This window comes from Sporosarcina sp. SAFN-010 (assembly GCF_059415065.1).
The window spans coordinates 55,090-75,204 of the sequence record NZ_JBPFDS010000012.1 but is presented as its reverse complement, the minus strand read 5'-3'; the positions used below and the strand labels follow the sequence as shown (position 1 = coordinate 75,204).

At 42.9% G+C, this 20,115-nt stretch carries 18 protein-coding genes; 16 read left to right on the top strand and 2 right to left on the bottom strand.

Annotated elements, in window-relative coordinates:
* Nucleotides 1-73: 73 nt before the first annotated feature.
* Nucleotides 74-760, top strand: a complete 687-nt coding sequence (locus ACR65F_RS13720) for a VOC family protein (RefSeq protein WP_440504736.1) — start codon at nucleotides 74-76, stop codon at nucleotides 758-760.
* A gap of 39 nt (nucleotides 761-799) precedes the next feature.
* The gene (gene hflX / locus ACR65F_RS13715) at nucleotides 800-2,074 is read left to right on the top strand and encodes a GTPase HflX (RefSeq protein ID WP_440504757.1); all 1,275 of its coding nucleotides are present in this window, start codon (nucleotides 800-802) and stop codon (nucleotides 2,072-2,074) included.
* 100 nt (nucleotides 2,075-2,174) lie between these two features.
* Here the strand turns inward: hflX and ACR65F_RS13710 are convergent, their stop codons facing one another.
* Nucleotides 2,175-3,893: an ABC transporter ATP-binding protein gene (locus tag ACR65F_RS13710; RefSeq protein ID WP_440504756.1), complete on the bottom strand. Its 1,719-nt coding sequence runs from the start codon at nucleotides 3,891-3,893 to the stop codon at nucleotides 2,175-2,177.
* A 219-nt stretch (nucleotides 3,894-4,112) separates the two neighbouring features.
* On the opposite strand from ACR65F_RS13710, the gene ACR65F_RS13705 reads away from it, so the two are divergent.
* The 14 genes from ACR65F_RS13705 (at nucleotide 4,113) to ACR65F_RS13640 (ending at nucleotide 18,768) form a co-directional block, all read left to right on the top strand.
* Nucleotides 4,113-5,033 carry a DUF6612 family protein gene (locus ACR65F_RS13705; protein ID WP_440504735.1) on the top strand — a complete coding sequence of 307 codons (921 nt, stop codon included), beginning with the start codon at nucleotides 4,113-4,115 and terminating at the stop codon, nucleotides 5,031-5,033.
* A 293-nt stretch (nucleotides 5,034-5,326) separates the two neighbouring features.
* Nucleotides 5,327-6,277 carry an ABC transporter permease gene (locus ACR65F_RS13700; protein ID WP_039044322.1) on the top strand — a complete coding sequence of 317 codons (951 nt, stop codon included), beginning with the start codon at nucleotides 5,327-5,329 and terminating at the stop codon, nucleotides 6,275-6,277.
* The gene (locus ACR65F_RS13695; protein ID WP_039044321.1) at nucleotides 6,270-7,220 is read left to right on the top strand and encodes an iron chelate uptake ABC transporter family permease subunit; all 951 of its coding nucleotides are present in this window, start codon (nucleotides 6,270-6,272) and stop codon (nucleotides 7,218-7,220) included. The genes ACR65F_RS13700 and ACR65F_RS13695 overlap by 8 nt, the downstream gene beginning before the upstream one ends.
* On the top strand, nucleotides 7,217-7,978 hold the full coding sequence (locus ACR65F_RS13690) for an iron ABC transporter ATP-binding protein (RefSeq protein ID WP_039044320.1): 762 nt from the start codon (nucleotides 7,217-7,219) through the stop codon (nucleotides 7,976-7,978). Before ACR65F_RS13695 ends, ACR65F_RS13690 begins: the two co-directional genes overlap by 4 nt.
* A gap of 23 nt (nucleotides 7,979-8,001) precedes the next feature.
* On the top strand, nucleotides 8,002-8,979 hold the full coding sequence (locus tag ACR65F_RS13685; RefSeq protein WP_440504734.1) for a siderophore ABC transporter substrate-binding protein: 978 nt from the start codon (nucleotides 8,002-8,004) through the stop codon (nucleotides 8,977-8,979).
* Nucleotides 8,980-9,088: 109 nt separating this feature from the next.
* Nucleotides 9,089-11,035 carry a flagellar assembly protein A gene (locus tag ACR65F_RS13680; protein WP_440504733.1) on the top strand — a complete coding sequence of 649 codons (1,947 nt, stop codon included), beginning with the start codon at nucleotides 9,089-9,091 and terminating at the stop codon, nucleotides 11,033-11,035.
* Between the two features lie 92 nt (nucleotides 11,036-11,127).
* Nucleotides 11,128-12,363, top strand: coding sequence for an MFS transporter (locus ACR65F_RS13675; RefSeq protein WP_231567290.1), 1,236 nt, complete (start codon nucleotides 11,128-11,130; stop codon nucleotides 12,361-12,363).
* Nucleotides 12,364-12,430: 67 nt separating this feature from the next.
* Nucleotides 12,431-13,402 carry a hypothetical protein gene (locus ACR65F_RS13670; protein ID WP_440504732.1) on the top strand — a complete coding sequence of 324 codons (972 nt, stop codon included), beginning with the start codon at nucleotides 12,431-12,433 and terminating at the stop codon, nucleotides 13,400-13,402.
* A 125-nt stretch (nucleotides 13,403-13,527) separates the two neighbouring features.
* Nucleotides 13,528-14,244, top strand: a complete 717-nt coding sequence (locus ACR65F_RS13665; RefSeq protein ID WP_440504755.1) for a uracil-DNA glycosylase — start codon at nucleotides 13,528-13,530, stop codon at nucleotides 14,242-14,244.
* On the top strand, nucleotides 14,234-16,003 hold the full coding sequence (locus ACR65F_RS13660) for an ABC transporter ATP-binding protein (RefSeq protein WP_440504731.1): 1,770 nt from the start codon (nucleotides 14,234-14,236) through the stop codon (nucleotides 16,001-16,003). The genes ACR65F_RS13665 and ACR65F_RS13660 overlap by 11 nt, the downstream gene beginning before the upstream one ends.
* A gap of 151 nt (nucleotides 16,004-16,154) precedes the next feature.
* A complete protein-coding gene (locus ACR65F_RS13655) occupies nucleotides 16,155-16,769 on the top strand; it encodes a DNA-3-methyladenine glycosylase (protein ID WP_440504730.1) in 615 nt (204 codons plus the stop codon).
* 76 nt (nucleotides 16,770-16,845) lie between these two features.
* Nucleotides 16,846-17,361 (top strand): type 1 glutamine amidotransferase domain-containing protein, encoded by a 516-nt coding sequence (locus ACR65F_RS13650; protein WP_440504729.1) that lies wholly within the window; start codon nucleotides 16,846-16,848, stop codon nucleotides 17,359-17,361.
* A gap of 148 nt (nucleotides 17,362-17,509) precedes the next feature.
* The gene (locus ACR65F_RS13645) at nucleotides 17,510-17,665 is read left to right on the top strand and encodes a hypothetical protein (RefSeq protein WP_156137995.1); all 156 of its coding nucleotides are present in this window, start codon (nucleotides 17,510-17,512) and stop codon (nucleotides 17,663-17,665) included.
* A 56-nt stretch (nucleotides 17,666-17,721) separates the two neighbouring features.
* Nucleotides 17,722-18,768, top strand: coding sequence for a YkvI family membrane protein (locus ACR65F_RS13640; protein WP_039044341.1), 1,047 nt, complete (start codon nucleotides 17,722-17,724; stop codon nucleotides 18,766-18,768).
* Nucleotides 18,769-18,815: 47 nt separating this feature from the next.
* Here ACR65F_RS13640 and hmpA read toward each other — a convergent pair whose 3' ends face one another.
* Nucleotides 18,816-20,003: an NO-inducible flavohemoprotein gene (gene hmpA, locus ACR65F_RS13635; RefSeq protein WP_440504728.1), complete on the bottom strand. Its 1,188-nt coding sequence runs from the start codon at nucleotides 20,001-20,003 to the stop codon at nucleotides 18,816-18,818.
* Nucleotides 20,004-20,115: the final 112 nt, after the last annotated feature.

Sequence of the window (20,115 nt, the reverse complement as noted above, 5' to 3'; positions counted from 1 at the left end):
TTTCAAGTGGGCGGCTTTTTTCATGGTTTCTTTCTGCTAGTGGGGTATGATACTAGTAAAGGGGGAACTCGTTATGAAACTCGATCATGTTGTTTGGTTTACAAAACGCACACCTGAAGTAATTGCTACACAGTATCCAGGTACAGTTATTGGTGGAAGACACGAACAATGGGGGACATACAATGCACTCCTTTACTTGCAAAATGCCTATATCGAGTGGTTGGCAATTGAAAACGAGGAGGTAGCAGACTTCTCCTCTCATCCTTTAATCGAACTATTGAAAAACGACTTAGCGACGTATGGAGAGGGCTGGGGGACGCTATGCATTTCAACCGACGATATACAAACTCTTAATCAGAAGCTTGAAAGAATGGGGATGCATACTTCTGGTGTGCTAGATGCTTCTCGTTTAACCTCTTCAGGAACCCTTAAGAAATGGAAAATGCTATTTGTGGATGAGAAGGATTTAACTGATCTTCCTGCCCCGTTTTTCATTCAATGGGAAGAAAGTGAACAAAGTCGTCGCCTTGCATTACGTGCAGAAGGTGCAATTACTGATGATCGTGATGCCGAACGAATTTTGGAATGTGGACTTGTTACTAGAGAACCTAAGCGGACGCTCGAGCGCTGGTGTAGGATTCTCGGAGTACAACCCGAAGATCAGGAAAGTCTTATGTTGAATGACGTACGACTGCGCTTTATAGAAAATCCGGACGAACGGAACCGTATGCATGCTGTTGTGACGGGGCAAGCTGAATAATAAGGTAAATGATTGGGAGAAGGTGTTTGAATGGATGAAATGGAACAGATAATAGAAACCGCGATACTCGTTGGGGTAGAAGAACAGAACGATGATCATTTTGAATACGAGCTAGAGGAACTTGGTAATCTGGCGGCAGCTGTTGGGGTGAAAGTCGTCGGAAATGTTGTCCAAAAGTTAGAGCGTAAGCATCCGACAGGTTATATCGGAAAAGGGAAGATTGATGAAGTAAGATTATTTGCAGACGAAGCAGGAGCAAATCTCATCATTTTCAATGATGAGCTGTCCCCTTCGCAATTACGTAACTTGGAACGCGATCTGGAAGTGAAAATCATTGACCGGACAATGCTTATATTGGACATATTCGCGCGAAGAGCCCGAACCCACGAAGCGCGAATGCAAGTTGAACTAGCAGAACTGCAATATTCATTACCAAGGCTAGTCGGATTACGGGCTTCCCTTGGTCGGCAAGGTGGAGGTACTGGTGGCGGGTTCCAAAACAAAGGTGCCGGTGAAACGAAGTTGGAACTCGATCGCCGTAAAATCGAAGAGCAGATTGCAAAGTTGCGGAAAGAATTAGAAGGCATGAAGCAACAGCGCGATGTCCAGCGGAAGCAACGAAAACGTAGTGGAACGCCTGTCGTTTCAATCGTAGGCTATACGAATGCTGGAAAATCGACGTTAATGAATAGAATCTTATCTGAAGCAAACGGTGATGAAGCAAAGACCGTGATGGAGAAAGATATGTTATTTGCAACGCTCGACACATCAGTCCGGAACGTTACATTGATTGATCGTAAACCATTCATCCTAACTGATACTGTTGGTTTTGTTGCAAAACTTCCTCACCATCTAGTGAAAGCCTTCCGTTCTACATTGGAGGAAGCCCGTGAAGCAGATTTGCTTCTTCACGTTGTAGATGTTTCAAATCCAGAGTACCGTCATATGATTGACGTCACGAACAAAACACTCCAAGAAGTCGGTGTGGAAGATATCCCGACGATGTACGTTTACAACAAAGCGGATCTTGCAAGTGACGTGGATTACCCACGTGTACAAGATGATCAAATTTGGCTTTCAGCAAAGACGGGTGTGGGCATCGACGAGTTAGTCACTCTCATTGAGCAAAAAGTTTATCAAAAACATATTACGTGTAAACTCCTTATTCCTTTTGATCGTGGAGATTTGGTTTCCTATTTGAACGAGGAAACATATGTGAAATCTACAGAGTACGAAGAAGACGGCACTCTGATGGTTGTAGAGATGGACGAGCGTGAACGAAAGAAACTTGAGGAATACATTGTCAGTCATTAAAAGAAAAAGAACGGCACCGCCAGTATTGGCAGTGCCGTTCTTTTTTTTTCTATAAGAGAAAGGGGGTGGGATAGTAGTAGTATGCCCGTTTCCAATTTTCTTAAACCTGTTGAAATTGATTTGCGTGTAATTTTGAAAAAATACCATTCTGCGCAACTAGCTCGGCATACCCGCCATCTTCTGCAATCCCTTCAGGTGTCACAACGACGACACGGTCTGCATCGCGTATTGTCGCGAGTCTGTGGGCGATGACGAGAGTCGTTCGATTCTCAGAAAGCTCTGTAAGCGATTCTTGAATAATACGTTCTGTCTCAGTATCTAGCGCAGAAGTTGCTTCATCCAAAATTAGAATCGGTGGATTTTTTAAGAACATACGCGCAATTGCGAGACGCTGTTTTTGTCCACCAGACAATTTCAAACCGCGCTCACCAATTTGCGTTTCGTAACCATCAGGAAGATTAGCGATGAAGTCTTCTAAATGAGCACGCTTGGCGGCTTCGTAGATTGCCTCATCTGGAGCATTCAAATCTCCGTAAGCAATGTTTTCTTTAACGGTGCCGGTAAAGAGGAAAACGTCTTGTTGGACGATGCCGATCTGACGGCGCAACGAACGTTGACTCATATTACGGATATCCATCCCGTCGATTGTAATCTGTCCTTCATTCACATCGTAAAACCGAGGAATCAGCGAGCAAATCGTAGTTTTCCCAGCGCCTGAAGGTCCGACAAACGCAATGGTTTGTCCAGATTGAATCGACAAACTCAGGTTGTTGAGCACTGGCTTTCCGCCATCATAACCAAATGTGACATTAGAAAGGCTGATATCTCCATTTAAGTGTGCGACGTCAATCGCATCAGGGGTATCAATGATTTCTGGATCTTGGTTCAGCAAGTCTTGGAAACGGCTAAATCCTGCCATCCCTTTTGGATAGAGTTCTAGCAATGCACTGATTTTATCAACTGGTTTAATGAGGATGTTGACGAACAATATGAAACTAACCAATTCCCCAATAGAGAGCGTCTTTTGGATGGTAAACCACGCTCCAACAACTAAAATTACGAGTGTGAGCAGACGCGTCATCATATAAATGGAAGAAGTCGTCCAAGCCATTACGTTATATGCAACTAATTTAGCAAGCCGGAAGTTTCCGTTGTCTTTCTGGAAACGAGCCAGTTCGAAATTTTCATTTGTAAATGATTTTACGACACGTGATCCTGAGACTGAGTCTTCTACACGTCCATTTACTTCTGCAATTTTTCCATACATATTGAGCCAAGCGGAATTCATGGCTTTGTTACAGAAAGCAACGAGGACAATGAGGAAAGGCACCATAACGATTGCAATGAGAGCGAGTTCAGGATTGATAGAGTACATCAGGATAAATGCTCCTACAATGGTCATGACTGCTATGAACGCATCTTCGGGTCCATGATGGGCGAGCTCTCCAATGTCAAAAAGATCAGTCGTGATCCGCGTCATAATATGCCCGGTTTTCGTATTGTCAAAGAATCGGAATGATTGCTTTTGAACATGATTGAATAGCTTTTCGCGCATGTCCGTTTCAATATTAATGCCCAGTTTGTGTCCAAGATAGCTAACGATGTATTGAAGGAACGTACTAAATAGATAGATGACGAGTAATAAAATAGTAATCGTAGTAATCATGTCCCAGTCTCGGGTAGGCAAAAGTTCGTCAATAAATCCTTGGACTGCGAGTGGAAATGCTAGTTCGAGTAATGCCACAAATACAGCACTTGAAAAGTCGATCATGAACAGTCTTTTGTGCGGTTTATAATAAGAGAAGAATTGTTTTAGCATCATACCCGTCCTTTTTGCAATTTTAGTGCTAGTATACACGGTTTAATCAGAAAGTTCGACATAACTCTCGGAATATTCTACAATCCAGGACTTTTGTTAGGAATATAGGGTATGGACAGAAAGGAGGATTTTCAGAGTTTTTAGAAAAAATATGAAACCGAACCTATTTGCTGTCGTAGACTAATATGTAATGAAGTTTCATAAAAAGGAGAAGATTTCATGAAAAAGTGGACAAAAGGGATTGCAGCAGGCTTACTTGTGCTAGCACTTGGAGCGTGTGGATCAGGAGAAGAGCCAAATGCAGAGGTAGATGCAAATACAAATACTACAGGTACCGGTAAAGATGCGAATAAAGATGCAAGTAAAGAAGTTGAAAAAAACGAACCTACAGCACAAGAAGTTTATCAAAAGTCATTAGAAGCTTCGGAATCGATTAGCAGTATGCATGCGGATTTTTCGATTCAACAAAACATGAAGACAACAGGTGAAGAAAATTTGAGCATGAAAAATGATATCGCTATCACAATGGATATGGTTACAGAACCGTTGTCGATTCATCAGCAAATGGTAGTGGAAGGAGATGCTGAGGGCACGATGGATATCGAGATGTATGGTGAAGGAGATGAACTATACATTCAGACGCAAGAAATGGAAGGCGATTGGATCCTCGTTCCTGCAGAAATGCAAGATGAGGTTTTAGCTGGAATGGACAGTTCCAACGCAATGATGGACTTGGAGGTGTTCAAAGACTTTACGGAAGAATTCACACTTGAAGAACAAGGAGACGAATATATTTTGAACTTATCCGCCTCAGGCGATAAGTTTGGGGAACTCCTGAAAGAACTCATGGATCAAACTGCAGTGGGTAGTCAAGGAATGGAAGGTGAAGAAGAGGGGACGATGGAGAATGTAGAAGTGAAAAAGATCGAACTCACACTTCATATTGACAAAGAAACGTACTATACGAATTCGTTTGACATGAAACTGGATGCAATCATGGACATAGCGGGCTATCGAACTGTCACCATCCAAAATATCAACGCTAAAATGAGCCAAGTCAATGAGCTTGAAGGAATCGTTATTCCAGACGATGTTCGAAACAACGCTTATGATATGTCAGGAAACAAAGTCGGCGAGTAAGGATAGCAAGATGAATGGAACGAACACATAGTGTCGACATTATAACAGGTAGGAGGAAAGCGCATGCTATCCTTCTACCTGTTTTTTGTTTTGTTTTCTCTTTTGAGATCCCTGGATTTCCTCTCATTCTCATTACAAACCCATTCCCATCAAGTTCACAAATTAGTGAGAATCATTGTCAGTTATGTGTTGACTTCCAATTTGCATTTGCTATAATGGGAATTGCGGCTAACTGATAATTGTTTTCATTTAAACGACTCGAGCCCGCAAATATCTAGATATCGGAGTTCTTCATGAAGAAACGTTACTTGATAATCGCGCTAATTCTCCTTTCACTACTTTCTCTATTTGTGGGAGTGAGCCATATTTCACCAAAGGACCTGCTGGACTTCCGCTCTGAGGAAACTGAAATTTTTCTCATTAGTCGGTTACCAAGATTACTTGCGATTTTGCTCGCAGGTGCAGGGATGAGTATTACAGGTCTGATCATGCAACAGCTCAGCCGCAACAAATTTGTATCCCCTACTACGGCGGGTACATTAGATGCCGCAAAGCTTGGGATTCTCGTTTCGATGTTGTTGTTTACAAACACGTCAACGATTGAGAAAATGCTCGTCGCATTTGCATTTGCTCTAGGTGGCACCCTGTTGTTCATGAAAATTTTGGACCAAGTTAAATTTAAAGATGCCATTTTCATACCGCTTGTAGGTCTCATGTTCGGTAATATTTTATCGTCGATCACCACTTTTTTCGCTTACAAAGCGAATGTGATCCAAAACATGTCCTCTTGGTTGCAGGGAGATTTCTCTCTTATTATGAAAGGCCGTTACGAATTGCTATACATAAGTATCCCCGTTCTCATCATTACCTACCTCTATGCAAACCGGTTTACGGTAGCTGGAATGGGTGAAGATTTCTCCAAAAACTTGGGGCTAGCTTATCGAAGGATTGTGAACATCGGGCTGATATTGGTCGCGCTCATTACGACTACGGTTGTTTTGACTGTGGGGGTCATTCCGTTTTTAGGATTAATCATCCCTAATATTGTTTCCATCGTCAAAGGTGACAATTTGGAAAAAACATTACCACATACAGCGATGCTAGGCGCGATCTTTTTACTCGTGTGTGACATTCTCGGAAGGGTTATTATTTACCCGTATGAGATTTCAATCAGCTTGATGGTCGGCGTCATCGGCAGCGCGATATTCCTCTATATGTTGTTTAGGAGGAAAGCCTATGCGTAATCGTACTAAATTGCTTATACTCGCTGTTGCTGCTCTCGTTTTCTGCGGATTGTATTTGTTCCAGGGACTAAATGGAAGTTATGATTATGCGTTGCCGCGTAGAGGTATTAAAGTCGTCGCGATGGCATTAACTGGTGTAGCAATTGCCTATTCAACAGTCATCTTCCAAACAATAACGCACAACCGTATTTTGACGCCAAGTATTATGGGGCTCGATTCCTTATATATCTTGCTACAAACCGTGCTTATCTTTTTCCTTGGGTCAACACACGTCACAATTGTTAATAAGCAAGTGAACTTTGTGTTATCAGTTGGGGCTATGGTTATCTTCGCCCTACTGCTTTATCAGTTCTTGTTTAAAGCAGGAAAGCGTCCGATTTACTTTCTGTTACTCGTTGGGATTATCGTCGGAACCTTCTTCCAGAGTATCTCAACGTTTCTGCAAGTACTGATAGACCCTAACGAGTTTTTAAGGGTACAAGACAAATCCTTTGCGAGCTTCAATAACATTAACGGGGATCTTGTCTGGTGGGCGCTCGGGATTCTGATTATTACGCTCATCATTGGATGGCGGAAGTTCAACGAATTGGATGTGCTGTCACTCGGTCGCGATACAGCCATTAACCTAGGTGTCGATCACGATAAGATCGTCAAAACGATGCTCATTTTGTCTTCAGTTCTCATCGCTGTATCGACAGCGCTGGTCGGTCCGATTACATTTTTCGGCCTCATCGTTGCTAATCTGTCGTATCAGTTTTTCAAAACTTACAAGCACTCCATTCTAATTGCCGGTGCGTCAGTCATGAGTATCATTGCGCTAGTTGGCGGACAATGGATTGTCGAAAGAGTATTCACATTCTCCACAACACTTAGCGTCATCATTAACTTCGTTGGTGGAGCGTACTTCATCTACTTACTATTAAAGGAGAGTCGATCTGCATGATCCAGGTTCGAGAATTGACAAAGGCCTATGGGAATAAAGCAGTCGTTGAAAAAGTGAGCGTGGACATTCATCCAGGTAAAATCACTTCTTTCATCGGACCGAACGGGGCAGGTAAGTCGACACTTTTATCCATGGTAAGCCGGCTGCTAGATGCGGACACAGGTGAAGTGCTCGTCGATAACAACAACGTTAAAAAGATGAAATCCAATGACTTTTCTAAAAGAGTGTCCATTTTGAAACAATCGAACTTCATGAACGTACGTTTAACAATCCGTGAACTCGTATCGTTCGGTCGTTTTCCACACTCCAAAGGACGTTTGCAAGCTGAAGACATTCAAATCGTAAACCAAGCACTCGACTATATGGACTTAATGAGTATGCAAGATATGTACTTAGAAGAGCTGTCTGGCGGTCAAAGACAGCGTGCGTTCATCGCAATGGTTATTGCGCAAGATACAGATTACATTTTGTTGGATGAACCGTTGAATAACTTGGATATGAAGCACTCCGTCCAAATTATGAAGATTTTACGCCGCCTTGTAGATGAATTGGGTAAAACGGTTGTCATCGTTCTTCACGACATCAACTTTGCTTCTGTCTACTCAGACCGCATCGTCGCTTTAAAAGAAGGACGCGTCGTGAAAGATGGTCCGACGAATGACATTATCAACTCTGAATCACTTCGGGAAATCTATGACATGGATATCCCGATCCAACAGATGAACAATTGTCGCATCTGTGTGTACTTCAACTCATAAACGAAAAGGATGGTATAGAAAACATGAAAAAGCTTACCGTATTATTTATGGCATTTGCATTGATGCTCGTACTTGCAGCATGTGGATCTAAGGATGAAGATAAGAAACCAGAAGCAAACAACGCAGGATCAGATAAAGCATCTGAAAGCAGTGAAGAAGCAAAAACAGAAGAAATGACATTCAAGCACGAGCTTGGTGAAACAACATTGAAAGGCACTCCGAAAAAAGTTGTAGTATTTGACTTCGGTGTGTTGGATACGTTAGACGAGCTTGGTGTTGAAGTAGCAGGTGTTCCACAATCAAATATACCTGCATACTTGGAGAAATACGCTAGTGACGACTACACAAATCTTGGTAGCTTGAAAGAGCCAGACTTCGAAGCGCTCCACGCTCTGAAGCCGGATGTGATCTTCATCTCTGGACGTCAAGCTGACTTGTATGATCAGTTCGAAGAAATTGCTCCAACTATCTATATGGGAATCGATAATGCAAACTACATGGATTCATTTAAGAAGAACATGGATACTATCGCTCAAATCTTCGACAAAGAAGATGAAATGAAATCAGAACTCGCTGATGTAGATAAGCAAATTGAAGACATTAACACAAAAGCCTCTGAATCAGATAGCAAAGCATTAATTACTCTTGCATCTGAAGGAAAAGTAAGTGCGTACGGTCCAAGCTCACGTTTCGGTTTGATTCACGATGTATTTGGTTTTACACCGGCTGATGAAGGAATTGAAGCTTCTACACACGGACAGAACATTACGTTTGAATATATTCTTGAAACAAACCCTGACATTCTATTCGTAATTGACCGCGATGCGGCAGTCGGTAAGGGTGCGAATGCTAAAAAGACAATTGAAAACGATCTTGTGAAGAAAACAAATGCATTTAAAAACGACAAAATCGTTTATCTAAATGGAGAATACTGGTACCTTTCTGGTGGCGGATTGAAGTCCATGAAAGAAATGATTAAAGAAGTCGAAGCAGGACTATAATTACATGAAAAAGACCGATTCCACACATGGAATCGGTCTTTTGTGTCTGCCGGAGAAGTCTTTGCTATGCTACACTTTAAGGATTAGAACGAAGAGAGTGGGAGACGGTATGGGAAAAGCGATTACGGTGCGTGGAAAGTCGGTTGAACAAGCTGTAGAGACGGCAATTGACATCTTATGCCTCGACTTGTCAGATGTACATATCCATGTGAATAAGACTGCTGAATCTAGTGAGTTCACCGGGGCATCCAGATTTGCGGAAGTGACCGTGACTCCAGTTCGATACAATGCACCTACTACAGATTTGCTAGTAGGCGAATCTGGACAAGCTGGTGTCAAAATTCAAGGCGGACGAGTTGAGGTGCATGAAGCATCTGCGAAATCTCATCCTTCAATTGAAGCAGGTAATGGTGTATCGGTAATTGTGAATGGTGAGAAAATAGACGGAAGAAGAAAAATTTCGGAATCAGATATTGTACATATTCGAACAATTGATGAACTGACCCGAGCACAGTTATCCATCACAGTAAGGGAACAGGGAGCACTTGCGCTGTTAACCGTATCACCAGGTAAAAAAGTAACTCGCACTGTAAAAGACTCGGGGTATGAGCATAATTTGACGGTAGTAGCTGAAGAAATCCATGAGATTGTTAATGATTGTTCTCAACGTATGATTCGGGATGCATGCACACAACTAGGAATCAGCGCACCATTAGACAAACGTGTGTTATGGGAAGCCTGTGAGACGGTTGTACCATATGAAGCCATTGTAGCACGTGGGATTTTTCCAAAACCAGGACTTGATGGAGATGTTGAGGTTCAAATTGACGTGGATGGCATAACACTCGCTGACGAAGGGAAAGTCAATTACCGGGAGCGAGCCTCGGTGCAACTTGTTCAGAATGGTCAACTTGTTGCTGCTGTCCTTCCTCCAATTCCTGGCCAATCCGGTGAAGACGTGTTTGGTAATGAAATCATGGCAGAAGACGGACAGAATGCCACAATCCGATTAGGCAAGAATGTTACGAAAACAGGAAACCATATCTTTGCGAATTGTTCCGGGAATCTTGTCTTAGAACGCACCGATAATGTGATTTTCATAGATATCGCTGACTCACTAGAAATGGATGAAGTGAATTTTGCGAGCGGGAATATCCATTTCGATGGTGATGTATCTGTGAAAGGAAACGTCAGCCAGGGATGCCTCATGGAAGTAACAGGAGCTGTTGGAATTGATGGAGAAGTAAGTAAAGCAGAGGTGTTTGCGGGAAAGTCTGTCCATGTAGCAGGCAACGTTTCGTCGTCGACGATTGAAGTGGGACAACAACAATCCCCAGATGCGAAATATGCAGCTGAATTGGAGAAACTTCTTCCTATTTTCAACAAGATTGGGTCATTCATCCAAGATATTGGAGCGTTGCGAGAGGTTGAATTGTCTACGTTAGATGGACAGGATCTGAAGAAACTGTTCCGTATCGGATTCGGAGATAAGTACACTTCTTTCCAAGAACAGCTTCAAACATTCTCACAGCGTAGAGAACCGATTGCAACAGATACTGACTGGAATGAGTTGCAAACAACTTTGTACAGTATATTTGTTAACACGATGAATCCGGGAGTAAAAGACGGAATGGAGTTTCTTGAACTGATCTCAAAATCCCATCAAATGGTAGCAAGTCATCTTCCAAAGGTGACGGTAACTTCAGGCCGTTTACGTATACCCTATGCAGTAAGCAGTACCCTGAATTGTGCGGGAACTATTGAAATCACTGGGAACGGCCTAGCTCAATGCAATGTCCATGCACAGTTGGATCTCCTAGCAGAAGGGATTTGCCGGGGTGGGGAGCTTGTAGCAGATCGACACGTATCCATTCGGGAATGTGGTTCTAAACGCGGTGGACAAACGATTGTCCGTACAAAAGAAGAAGGATCCATTGTCATCGGGATCGCACATGCAGGAACGGTTCTTATTGTGGGGGATCAGTCGTACCAGTTGTCGGAAACGCTTATCGGAGTTACAGCTAAATTACAAAATGGAGTGTTGACCGTCCGTTAAGAGGTGTTTAAATTGTTCTTTACGCTTTCGTTAAATGATTGTATAATGACATGTGTCATGACAGTTGTTTAGACATTGGAGGAGAAAAGACAATGGCAAATACTATGGAACGCGTATCTTCGAAACCTCAGAAGTCGCGACCTATTTCACGGAACAAATTACTCGTAATATCAGGAACTGGCTGGATGTTTGATGCAATGGATGTAGGAATTCTCTCATTTGTGATTGCAGCAATCGCGGTAGAATGGAATCTGGCTCCTGCAGCAATTGGATGGGTTGGAAGTATTAACTCATTAGGAATGATGTTCGGAGCGATCGGGTTTGGACTGTTAGCAGATCGAATCGGAAGAAAGCAAGTATTCATGTTAACGCTGGTATTATTCTCGGTGGCAAGCGGGTTATCTGCACTTACCACAACTCTTACAGCATTTCTTATATTACGATTTTTCGTTGGAGCAGGGCTCGGTGGTGAGCTACCAGTTGCATCTACATTAGTTTCAGAAAGTGTGGAAGCGAAGGAGCGTGGAAGAATCGTTGTCCTATTGGAAAGTTTTTGGGCGGCAGGATGGCTTATCGCTGCTTTAATCGCATATTTTGTCATTCCGACGTACGGTTGGAGAGCGGCGTTAATCATAACAGCGTTGCCTGCATTTTATGCAATCTACCTGAGACGCAACTTGCCGGACTCACCAAGATTTGTACAAGCCGGAGAACCGAGGCAATCTGTCGGGGAAAAAATAACAGCTTTGTGGGCAAAACCTTATAGAAGGAGAACCCTCATGCTTTGGATTGTTTGGTTTACAGTCGTCTTCTCTTATTATGGAATGTTTTTATGGTTACCAAGTGTGATGGTCTTGAAAGGTTTTGCGATGATCAAAACCTTCGGCTACGTCTTGCTGATGACGCTAGCGCAGCTGCCAGGTTATTTCTCAGCGGCATGGTTAATTGAGCGAACAGGTCGCAAGTTTGTCCTCGCAACGTACTTGATAGGAACAGCCCTTAGTGCGTTTGCATTTGGAAATGCAGATTCTTTAGCAATGCTGTTACTATTCGGTGCACTGCTATCATTCTTTAACTTAGGTGCATGGGGTGCGCTATACGCGTATTCACCAGAACAATATCCAACGTCAATCCGTGGAACTGGAACGGGAATGGCAGCAGGGATCGGTCGAATCGGTGGAATCTTTGGTCCTTTATTGGTTGGTTCCATGCTAACAGCTGGCTACGGATTCGGGCTGATTTTCGGGATATTCTGTGTAGCTATTTTAATTGGTGTTCTAGCTGTTATATTTCTAGGTACGGAAACGAAACAAATGGAACTTGAATAACGTAGAAGAGACACTGTGGAATTTCCACAGTGTTTTTTAGTGCAATGGTTTATTGTGGAGGTGTAATTTGGATAAAGTGAAGAACGTAGCATGGGCGGTAATAGGCTTTCTCTTATTTCTATTTTCAACTATGATGTTTATCGTTGAATTACGAGATTTTCAAAAGACAATCCAAAGCGAACAAACTAGCCCAGTAGAAGTTGCAGTTACAGGAAAACAGGTTGAAAGAAGTTATTTAGGGAAGAACCAATATTTAGTTATGCTCAGTAACGGGAACGAAGAAAAAGTCTCTATGAAACAGATGATCGGCACCTATTCAGAGGTGAGTAAAGAAGAATATGAAACACTTAAACCCGGTGACAAGATTCAAGGCGTTATGAAAGGCAGGGTACTCTATACGGAACTAGATGGAAGAGAAGCTCATAAAGAACATTGGATTATGCTTGTAGTGACAGTCATTTACCCGATAATTTACCTCGTCTATCAGTTATCCAAATTGGTTGTCTCCCTAAAAATTACCAACCCCTTCACACACTCTTTTGGCTCCTTATTGAAAATTCTATTGGCAGTTGGATTGGGTGCCCCGATGTTAGCTTGTTACGTGTTCTTGTTCAGTGATCTATTTCGATGGATTCATGAAAATGTTGGGGAACAGACGTATAGAATTGCAGAAATTACTGACAGCAGAATTGACATAGGACATGGACGGTATGCAGAAACAAACTATTACTTGTCATTCAATTTCATTGTAGACGGAGAACCCTTTCATATGACGAAAGAAGTATCAGCTAATGATTACGAAAAAAACTTAGAGTTAGTGAAAATTCGCTATCCTGAAGGACATCCAGATCAAGTCAGTATTAGAGGATACAACTGGAGGGATGCAGTCTATCTCATTTCGTACAGTTGGTTCGGCATTTATCTTTGTGTGATTGTAATTACGGGGCTACTGATTTTTGCAGCAGTTAAGATAAAACAAAAAAAGAGAGCTATCGAAGAATCGAGAAAGCAATCGAGGAGAAAGTTCCGGAAACGATAAAATAAGCGCTCAGCTAATTAATATCGCTCGAATTGTGGTAGGTTATATCGAAGAGCAATCACGTTTGGTACGTTATGTCTTATGCTATAAGTAAATTGAGTGATGAGGTGATAAGCATGAGTGAAATGCATTCATTCAGAATTCCTGAGTTTGTCGCGGACCTTGGGAAGAAGCGGATTGAAGGATTCCCGGTGGAAGGGTTTGTGTATGGCGAGGGTCCACGTCAACCTAAAATGATGCTAATTGGCGAAGCACCTGGAGAAACGGAAGCACTGGGTGGTATTCCGTTTACAGGAAGAGCGGGAAAAGAGCTTATGAAATCACTTGCTTCCATCGGGCTTACGAGGGAGGATGTGTATATAACGAGTGCAGTTCGAAGTCGTCCGTATCGTTATGGTCAACGAAAAGAACGGGATGGGACGTTGACAGAACGCAAATACAATCGTCCCCCTACCAAACTCGAAATCCTTGCACATGCACCTGTACTCGATTTTGAAATCGCGAACGTTCAACCTGAACTGATCGTTACACTTGGTAACGTGAGTTTGCAGAGGTTGATCGGCAAACAGGCTAAAGTAACGGAACTGCATGGGAAATCGTTGAATCAGCCCGTGCGTTTTTTACGTGAACTAGAGGATGTAGAATATGGATGGACGGAAGAAACCTACACAATCATCCCTACTTTTCATCCAGCTTCCATATTTTATCGTCCATCGCATCGACCGTCGTTAGAATCGGATTGGCTTGAAATCGGTCGGATCCTTCAGGAACGGAACGAACAAAAATCCAGTGGTAAAACTGAGAAAATTATAATTGAAAGTAGGAATATGGATGGGGAATAACATGGAATCGGGTCAAGAAACAAAACAAACGAAAGGGTCATTGAAAGAGTTTGTCAGCCTGCTAAAACAGTTGGATTGGCCGAAAGGAGTCACAGTCGCGGCTTTAGTATTGGCACTCTTTTCAACACTAGCAAGTCTTGCAATCCCACTGGTGACGAAACAACTCGTCGATTCTTTGACAACTGACTTATTTAACTGGAAAACAGCTATTTTCCTATTTGCTGTATTTGTGATCCAGGCACTGCTTGGCGGGGTGTCTTACTACATGCTTGCCTATATTGGGGAAACAATTGTTGCGGACTTGCGAACCCGACTCTGGGGTAAAGTGCTTCGTTTACCGGTTCCGTATTATGATGAAACTGAAACCGGTGAAACGATGAGTCGGATTACGCAAGATACAACGATATTGAAGCAACTGGTTGCGGACCATTTGGTATCGCTCATAACTGGTATCATTTCCATCATTGGAGCAATAGCGATTCTCTTGTACCTCGACTGGAAGATGACGCTCATCATGCTCATTAGCATTCCGATTAGTATGGCGATTATCTTTCCACTAGGCCGTGTGATGCACAAAATTGCCAAGGCCACTCAAGCTGAAATGGCGAAGTTCTCAGGGCTCTTAGGTCGCGTACTTGGGGATATACGACTTGTAAAAGCATATCGTGCAGAACCGTATGAGCAGGAAAAAGGATCTGTGGCCATTCGTTCGTTATTCGGTTTTGGACTGCGTGAAGCGAAAATTCAAGCAGTGATTTCACCAGTCATGACACTGATTATGATGGGGATTTTAGTTGCGATCCTAGGATATGGCGGTGCCCAAGTTTCAAACGGTGCACTTTCTGCTGGAACACTTGTCGCAATAATTTTTCTTATGTTCCAGATCATTGTCCCGTTTGCGCAGATGGCTCAAGTGTTTACGGTCTTCCAAAAAGCTGTCGGAGCGACAGAGCGTATTCAACAGATCTTAGGGATGGATAGTGAACGTATTGAAGGAGTAACAGGAGATCCGGAATCGGTACTTTCATTTCAAGAGGTGTCGTTTTCTTACGATAGCGATAAGCCTGTTCTTAAAAACGTGACGTTTAGTGCTGTACCGGGCACCGTTACTGCATTTGTCGGTCCGAGTGGTGGCGGGAAAACGACATTATTTTCTCTGATTGAGCGATTTTACAAACCAATGTCCGGCACAATATACCTTGGAGAACGACCTGTTGAAGAGATTGAGTTATCGGACTGGCGTGGAAGAATAGGGTATGTCTCACAGGAGAGTCCCTTACTAAGTGGAACCATTGTCGATAATATTGCCTATGGACTGTCGGAGCGCCCATCGCTGGATAAAATCCGGAACGCTGCGTCTGCGGCCAACGCGCTTGGGTTCATCGAAGAGATGGAAGACGGATTCGACACACTTGTCGGAGAACGTGGCATGAAGCTTTCAGGTGGGCAACGACAGAGAATTGCCATCGCCCGAGCATTATTGCATAACCCGTCTATACTGTTGCTTGATGAAGCGACATCGAATTTGGATAGTGGGTCTGAGACACATGTCCAGGAAGCACTCCAACGACTTATGATAGGTCGTACGACATTGATAATTGCGCATAGGTTATCAACTGTCATCGATGCGGACCAATTAATCTTTTTGGAAAAGGGTACAATTACAGGGGTTGGAACGCACCAGGAGTTATTGAAATCGCATAAGATGTATGAAGAATTTGCTGCAGGTCAAGGGCTTGCGGAAAATCATTCATTGTAAAAAAAGGACCTTTCGCTCTGGAAGGTCCGTTTGTATTTTCCAGAACCGCTTCGTGGATGGATTGTAAATAATGAAACATGGGTAGACCTTTAAATACATTGAATCCATTTTCAACTGGCGAACAGAGTTTTGTGAAATTTGCAGTTGTTGAATGATAGAAGGAGTGATACTTATCCACGAGCCAGTTGAGCAACAATTTTTTGAACGCCCAGTATTGGAACTTGCCCGAGACTTAATTGGCCAACTGATTGTTCATGAACTCCCGGCAGGTCCTGTAGTTGTACGCATTGTAGAAACAGAGGCCTATCATGGAGCTGAAGATCAGGCAGCACATAGCTTTCAAAATCGTAGAACAAAGCGAACGGAAGTGATGTTTGGAGAGGCGGGAGGTGTGTATACCTATCAAATGCATACGCATACCTTGATGAACGTTGTCTGTGGACCGGTTGGGACACCACATGCGATTCTAATTCGCGCAGGTGAGCCGGTTGAAGGATTGGAATTCATGCGCGAACGTAGGGGAGAAAATCTCACTATGAAAGATTGGACAAACGGACCAGGGAAATTGTCTAAAGCACTTGGGATCACGATGAATTATTACGGTCATCATTGGACAAAGCGACCTTTGTTCATCGCAAAATCAGATGCAGTAGGTGAAGTCGTAACAAGCTCGCGTATCGGCATAGCGAATGCTGGTGAAGCAGTGCACTATCCTTGGCGATTCTATGAAAAAGACAATGCATTTGTTTCTAAATTCCGTCCGTAGGTTTAGTTTGGGAAGAGATGTGGAAAATAATGAAGGAGAGACAAAACTTAATTAACTAAAAGGAGTGCATGTGAAAATGGCTAAGATTGCAACTGTACTTACAAATATGTTTGAGGACTCAGAGTACGCAGACCCAGCGAAGGCTTTCCAAGATGCTGGACATGAAGTAGTTACAATAGAAAATGAAGCAGGCACTGTCGTTAAAGGTATGAAAAAAGGTACGCCTGTCAGGATTGATAAAGGCATTAACGAAGTGAAGCCGGAAGATTTCGATGCATTGTTCATCCCAGGTGGTTTTTCTCCGGATCAGCTCCGTGCAGATGAACGTTTCGTAAACTTCGCAAAAGCTTTTATGGATGCAGATAAACCCGTATTTGCGATTTGTCACGGACCGCAACTGTTGATTACTGCAAAATCATTGGAAGGTCGTGACGCGACGGGGTATAAGTCAATTCGCGTTGACATGGAATATGCAGGTACTAAATTCCATGACAAAGAAGTTGTTGTTTGTCACAACCAACTTGTCACAAGCCGTCAGCCAGAAGATATCCCTGCGTTTAACCGCGAAGCACTCAAGTTACTCGAAGCATAATTAGTGAAAATAGACGTACTTATGAGAAGGCCCCTTTGTGGGTCTTCTTTTCGGTGAGTTGAAAACGCTTTAAAGGAGTGGTAAATTAAACGAAGTAGTATACATAGCTAGAATAGCCTGAAAAGTGGCAAGACAGGAGGCTGGATCATTGGGTGAATGGTTGTTGGTGCTCGTTATCACCTTCGTTCTGTTTTCGTTTATGCTCTACTTTGTCGTACGGAATGCAATCGATAATTCAGCTAGACTGAAAAGACTGGAAGAGATTCTTGAGGAAATTTCAGAAGATTTAAAGAGAAAGAAATAAACCGTTTGTTCCAACGTGTTTACGAATTAGGGGGAAAATGCTTGAAAGTTTTAAAGATGGGAAGCGCTTTTATCGGGATTATCGTTGGAGCTGGTTTTGCTTCGGGGAAAGAGATTGTTCAGTATTTTACAAGTTTCGGATTGCTTGGAATTATAGGAGCCATCATCTCCACAGTCTTGTTTGCGTATTTCGGGATGGTCCTAACGCGGATAGGGAGCCGGATGCAAACTACCTCTCATAAAGAAGCCGTCTATACAATCAGTGGGAAATACCTTGGAATAATAGTCGATGCCGTTATAGTCATCACGTTATTTTCAGTAGGCGTAGTCATGATTGCAGGTGCAGGTTCGAACTTGAATCAGCAATTTGGACTCCCGCCTTTCGTAGGAAGCTTGCTTATGGTTATTTTGGTGTTTTTAACGGTATTATTAAAAGTCGATCGTGTCGTGGCTGTTATCGGGAGTGTTACACCATTCCTCATACTTGCGGTCGTCATCGTTTCAGTCTATTGCCTCACAAACATGACGGACTCGTTCTCGAGCCTGAACAGTGTGGCAACGTCAGTCCAAACACCTTTGCCGAATTGGTGGTTCTCAGCGATTAACTACGTATCGTTCAATATGGCTGTGGGGGCCTCAATGGCACTCGTCATGGGCGGAGCTGAGAAAGATGAAAAAGCAGCAGCGCTTGGTGGGCTTGTTGGCGGGCTAGGGCTTGGAATCATGATTTTACTCAGTCATTTAGCCATCTTCTCGAAAATCGATGTTGTAAAAGATGCGGACTTACCAATGCTTGCAATCATCAATGACATTTCACCAATTTTGGCCATCCTGATGGCGGTTGTTATGTATGGCATGATTTTCAATACGGCAGTCAGCATGTTCTATTCGTTTGGAGCACGGTTTGTGCGTCGAGGGACTCCGCGTTTCCGCGTGTTCGTACTCGTCGTACTCGTCATTGGTTTTGGACTCAGTTTCTTCGGATTCTCAGCATTACTTGACTTTTTGTATCCGTTTATAGGGAATATTGGGCTGTTCCTCATGCTTACGTTGCTCATCGCATCTTTCAGATTACCTAAAAAGGCACTGCACAGTATAAAATAGAAAAACAAGCCGTCATCGCACTAGCGATGACGGCTTGTTTTTGTTTATTAAGCATGTGCAAGGTTTAGTTGTACAGCAGGACCAAAGAATTCAAAGTGTACTTTTTCTTTGTCGATACCCATTGCATACAATTCACTAATTACTGCTTGCATGAATGGAGTCGGACCACAAACGTAAACGTCGCTTCCTTCTTTAACGTTTTTCTCAAGGAATTCACGGTTGATGAACCCGTCACCTTCTTCAGAGTAAAGCGCTGCATAGCTTGAAGTTGCAAGAGATTCGTCCATTTCGCGAACGACTTTGTCGAATGCTTGGTGGCTGCGAGTCCGAGCAGAGTGTAGGAATGCTACAGGACGTTCTGGTGTAGTTGTTGCAATTGTTTCGTACATTGCCATCATCGGAGTCACTCCAACACCACCGCTGATTAGTGTGACAGGTGTAGTATTCGCTACGTCTAGGTAGAAATCGCCAGCTGGAGCGCTAAGCTCAACGATATCACCAACGTTTAACTGGTCATGAAGGAAAACGGATGCTTTACCATTTGGGTTGTTTTCCGCTTCGCGTTTTACAGAGATACGGAATGACTCACCATTCGGCGCTTGGGAAAGACTATATTGACGGATCAATGTATTTTTCTCACCAGGAATTTCAAGCTTGATGCTGATGTATTGACCTGGTTTGTAGGTTGGCACTTTACCACCGTCGACTGGTTTGAAGTAGAAAGATGTAATAACTTCACTTTCTTGGATCTTATCAGCAAGGACAAAACCTTTGAACAACTTCCAGCCGCCTTCTTCAGCTGCCATTTCATCGTACATGGACTTTTCTACGCCGATGAATGCGTCAGCGATTATGCCGTATGCTTCTTCCCACGCCCCAAGGATTTCAGGAGTTGCTGCATCTCCAAGTACTTCTTTGATGGCACCAAGAAGATACTTACCGACGATTGGATATTGTTCTGGAAGGATACCGAGTGACACGTGTTTGTTTGCGATTTGAACAACTGCAGGGATGATTGCACCCAAGTTATCTATATGTTTTGCTGCTGCGAGTACAGTATTTGCAAGTGCAGTTTGTTGGCGGCCTTGTGCTTGGTTGACGTGGTTAAACACGTTCAATAGCTCAGGATGCGCTTCGAACATATTTTTGTAAAAAACTGTTGTGATTGTTTTGCCATGTTGCTCTAGAACAGGTACAGTGGATTTAATAATATCAATTTTTTCTTGGGATAACATAATTGACACGACCTCTCGTAGTTGATGAATTAAGCATAATCCTAATGAATTAGAAAAGCTATATAAAAAATACATCTTTAAAGACAGTTCGAATTTTAGTCACATTTCATTC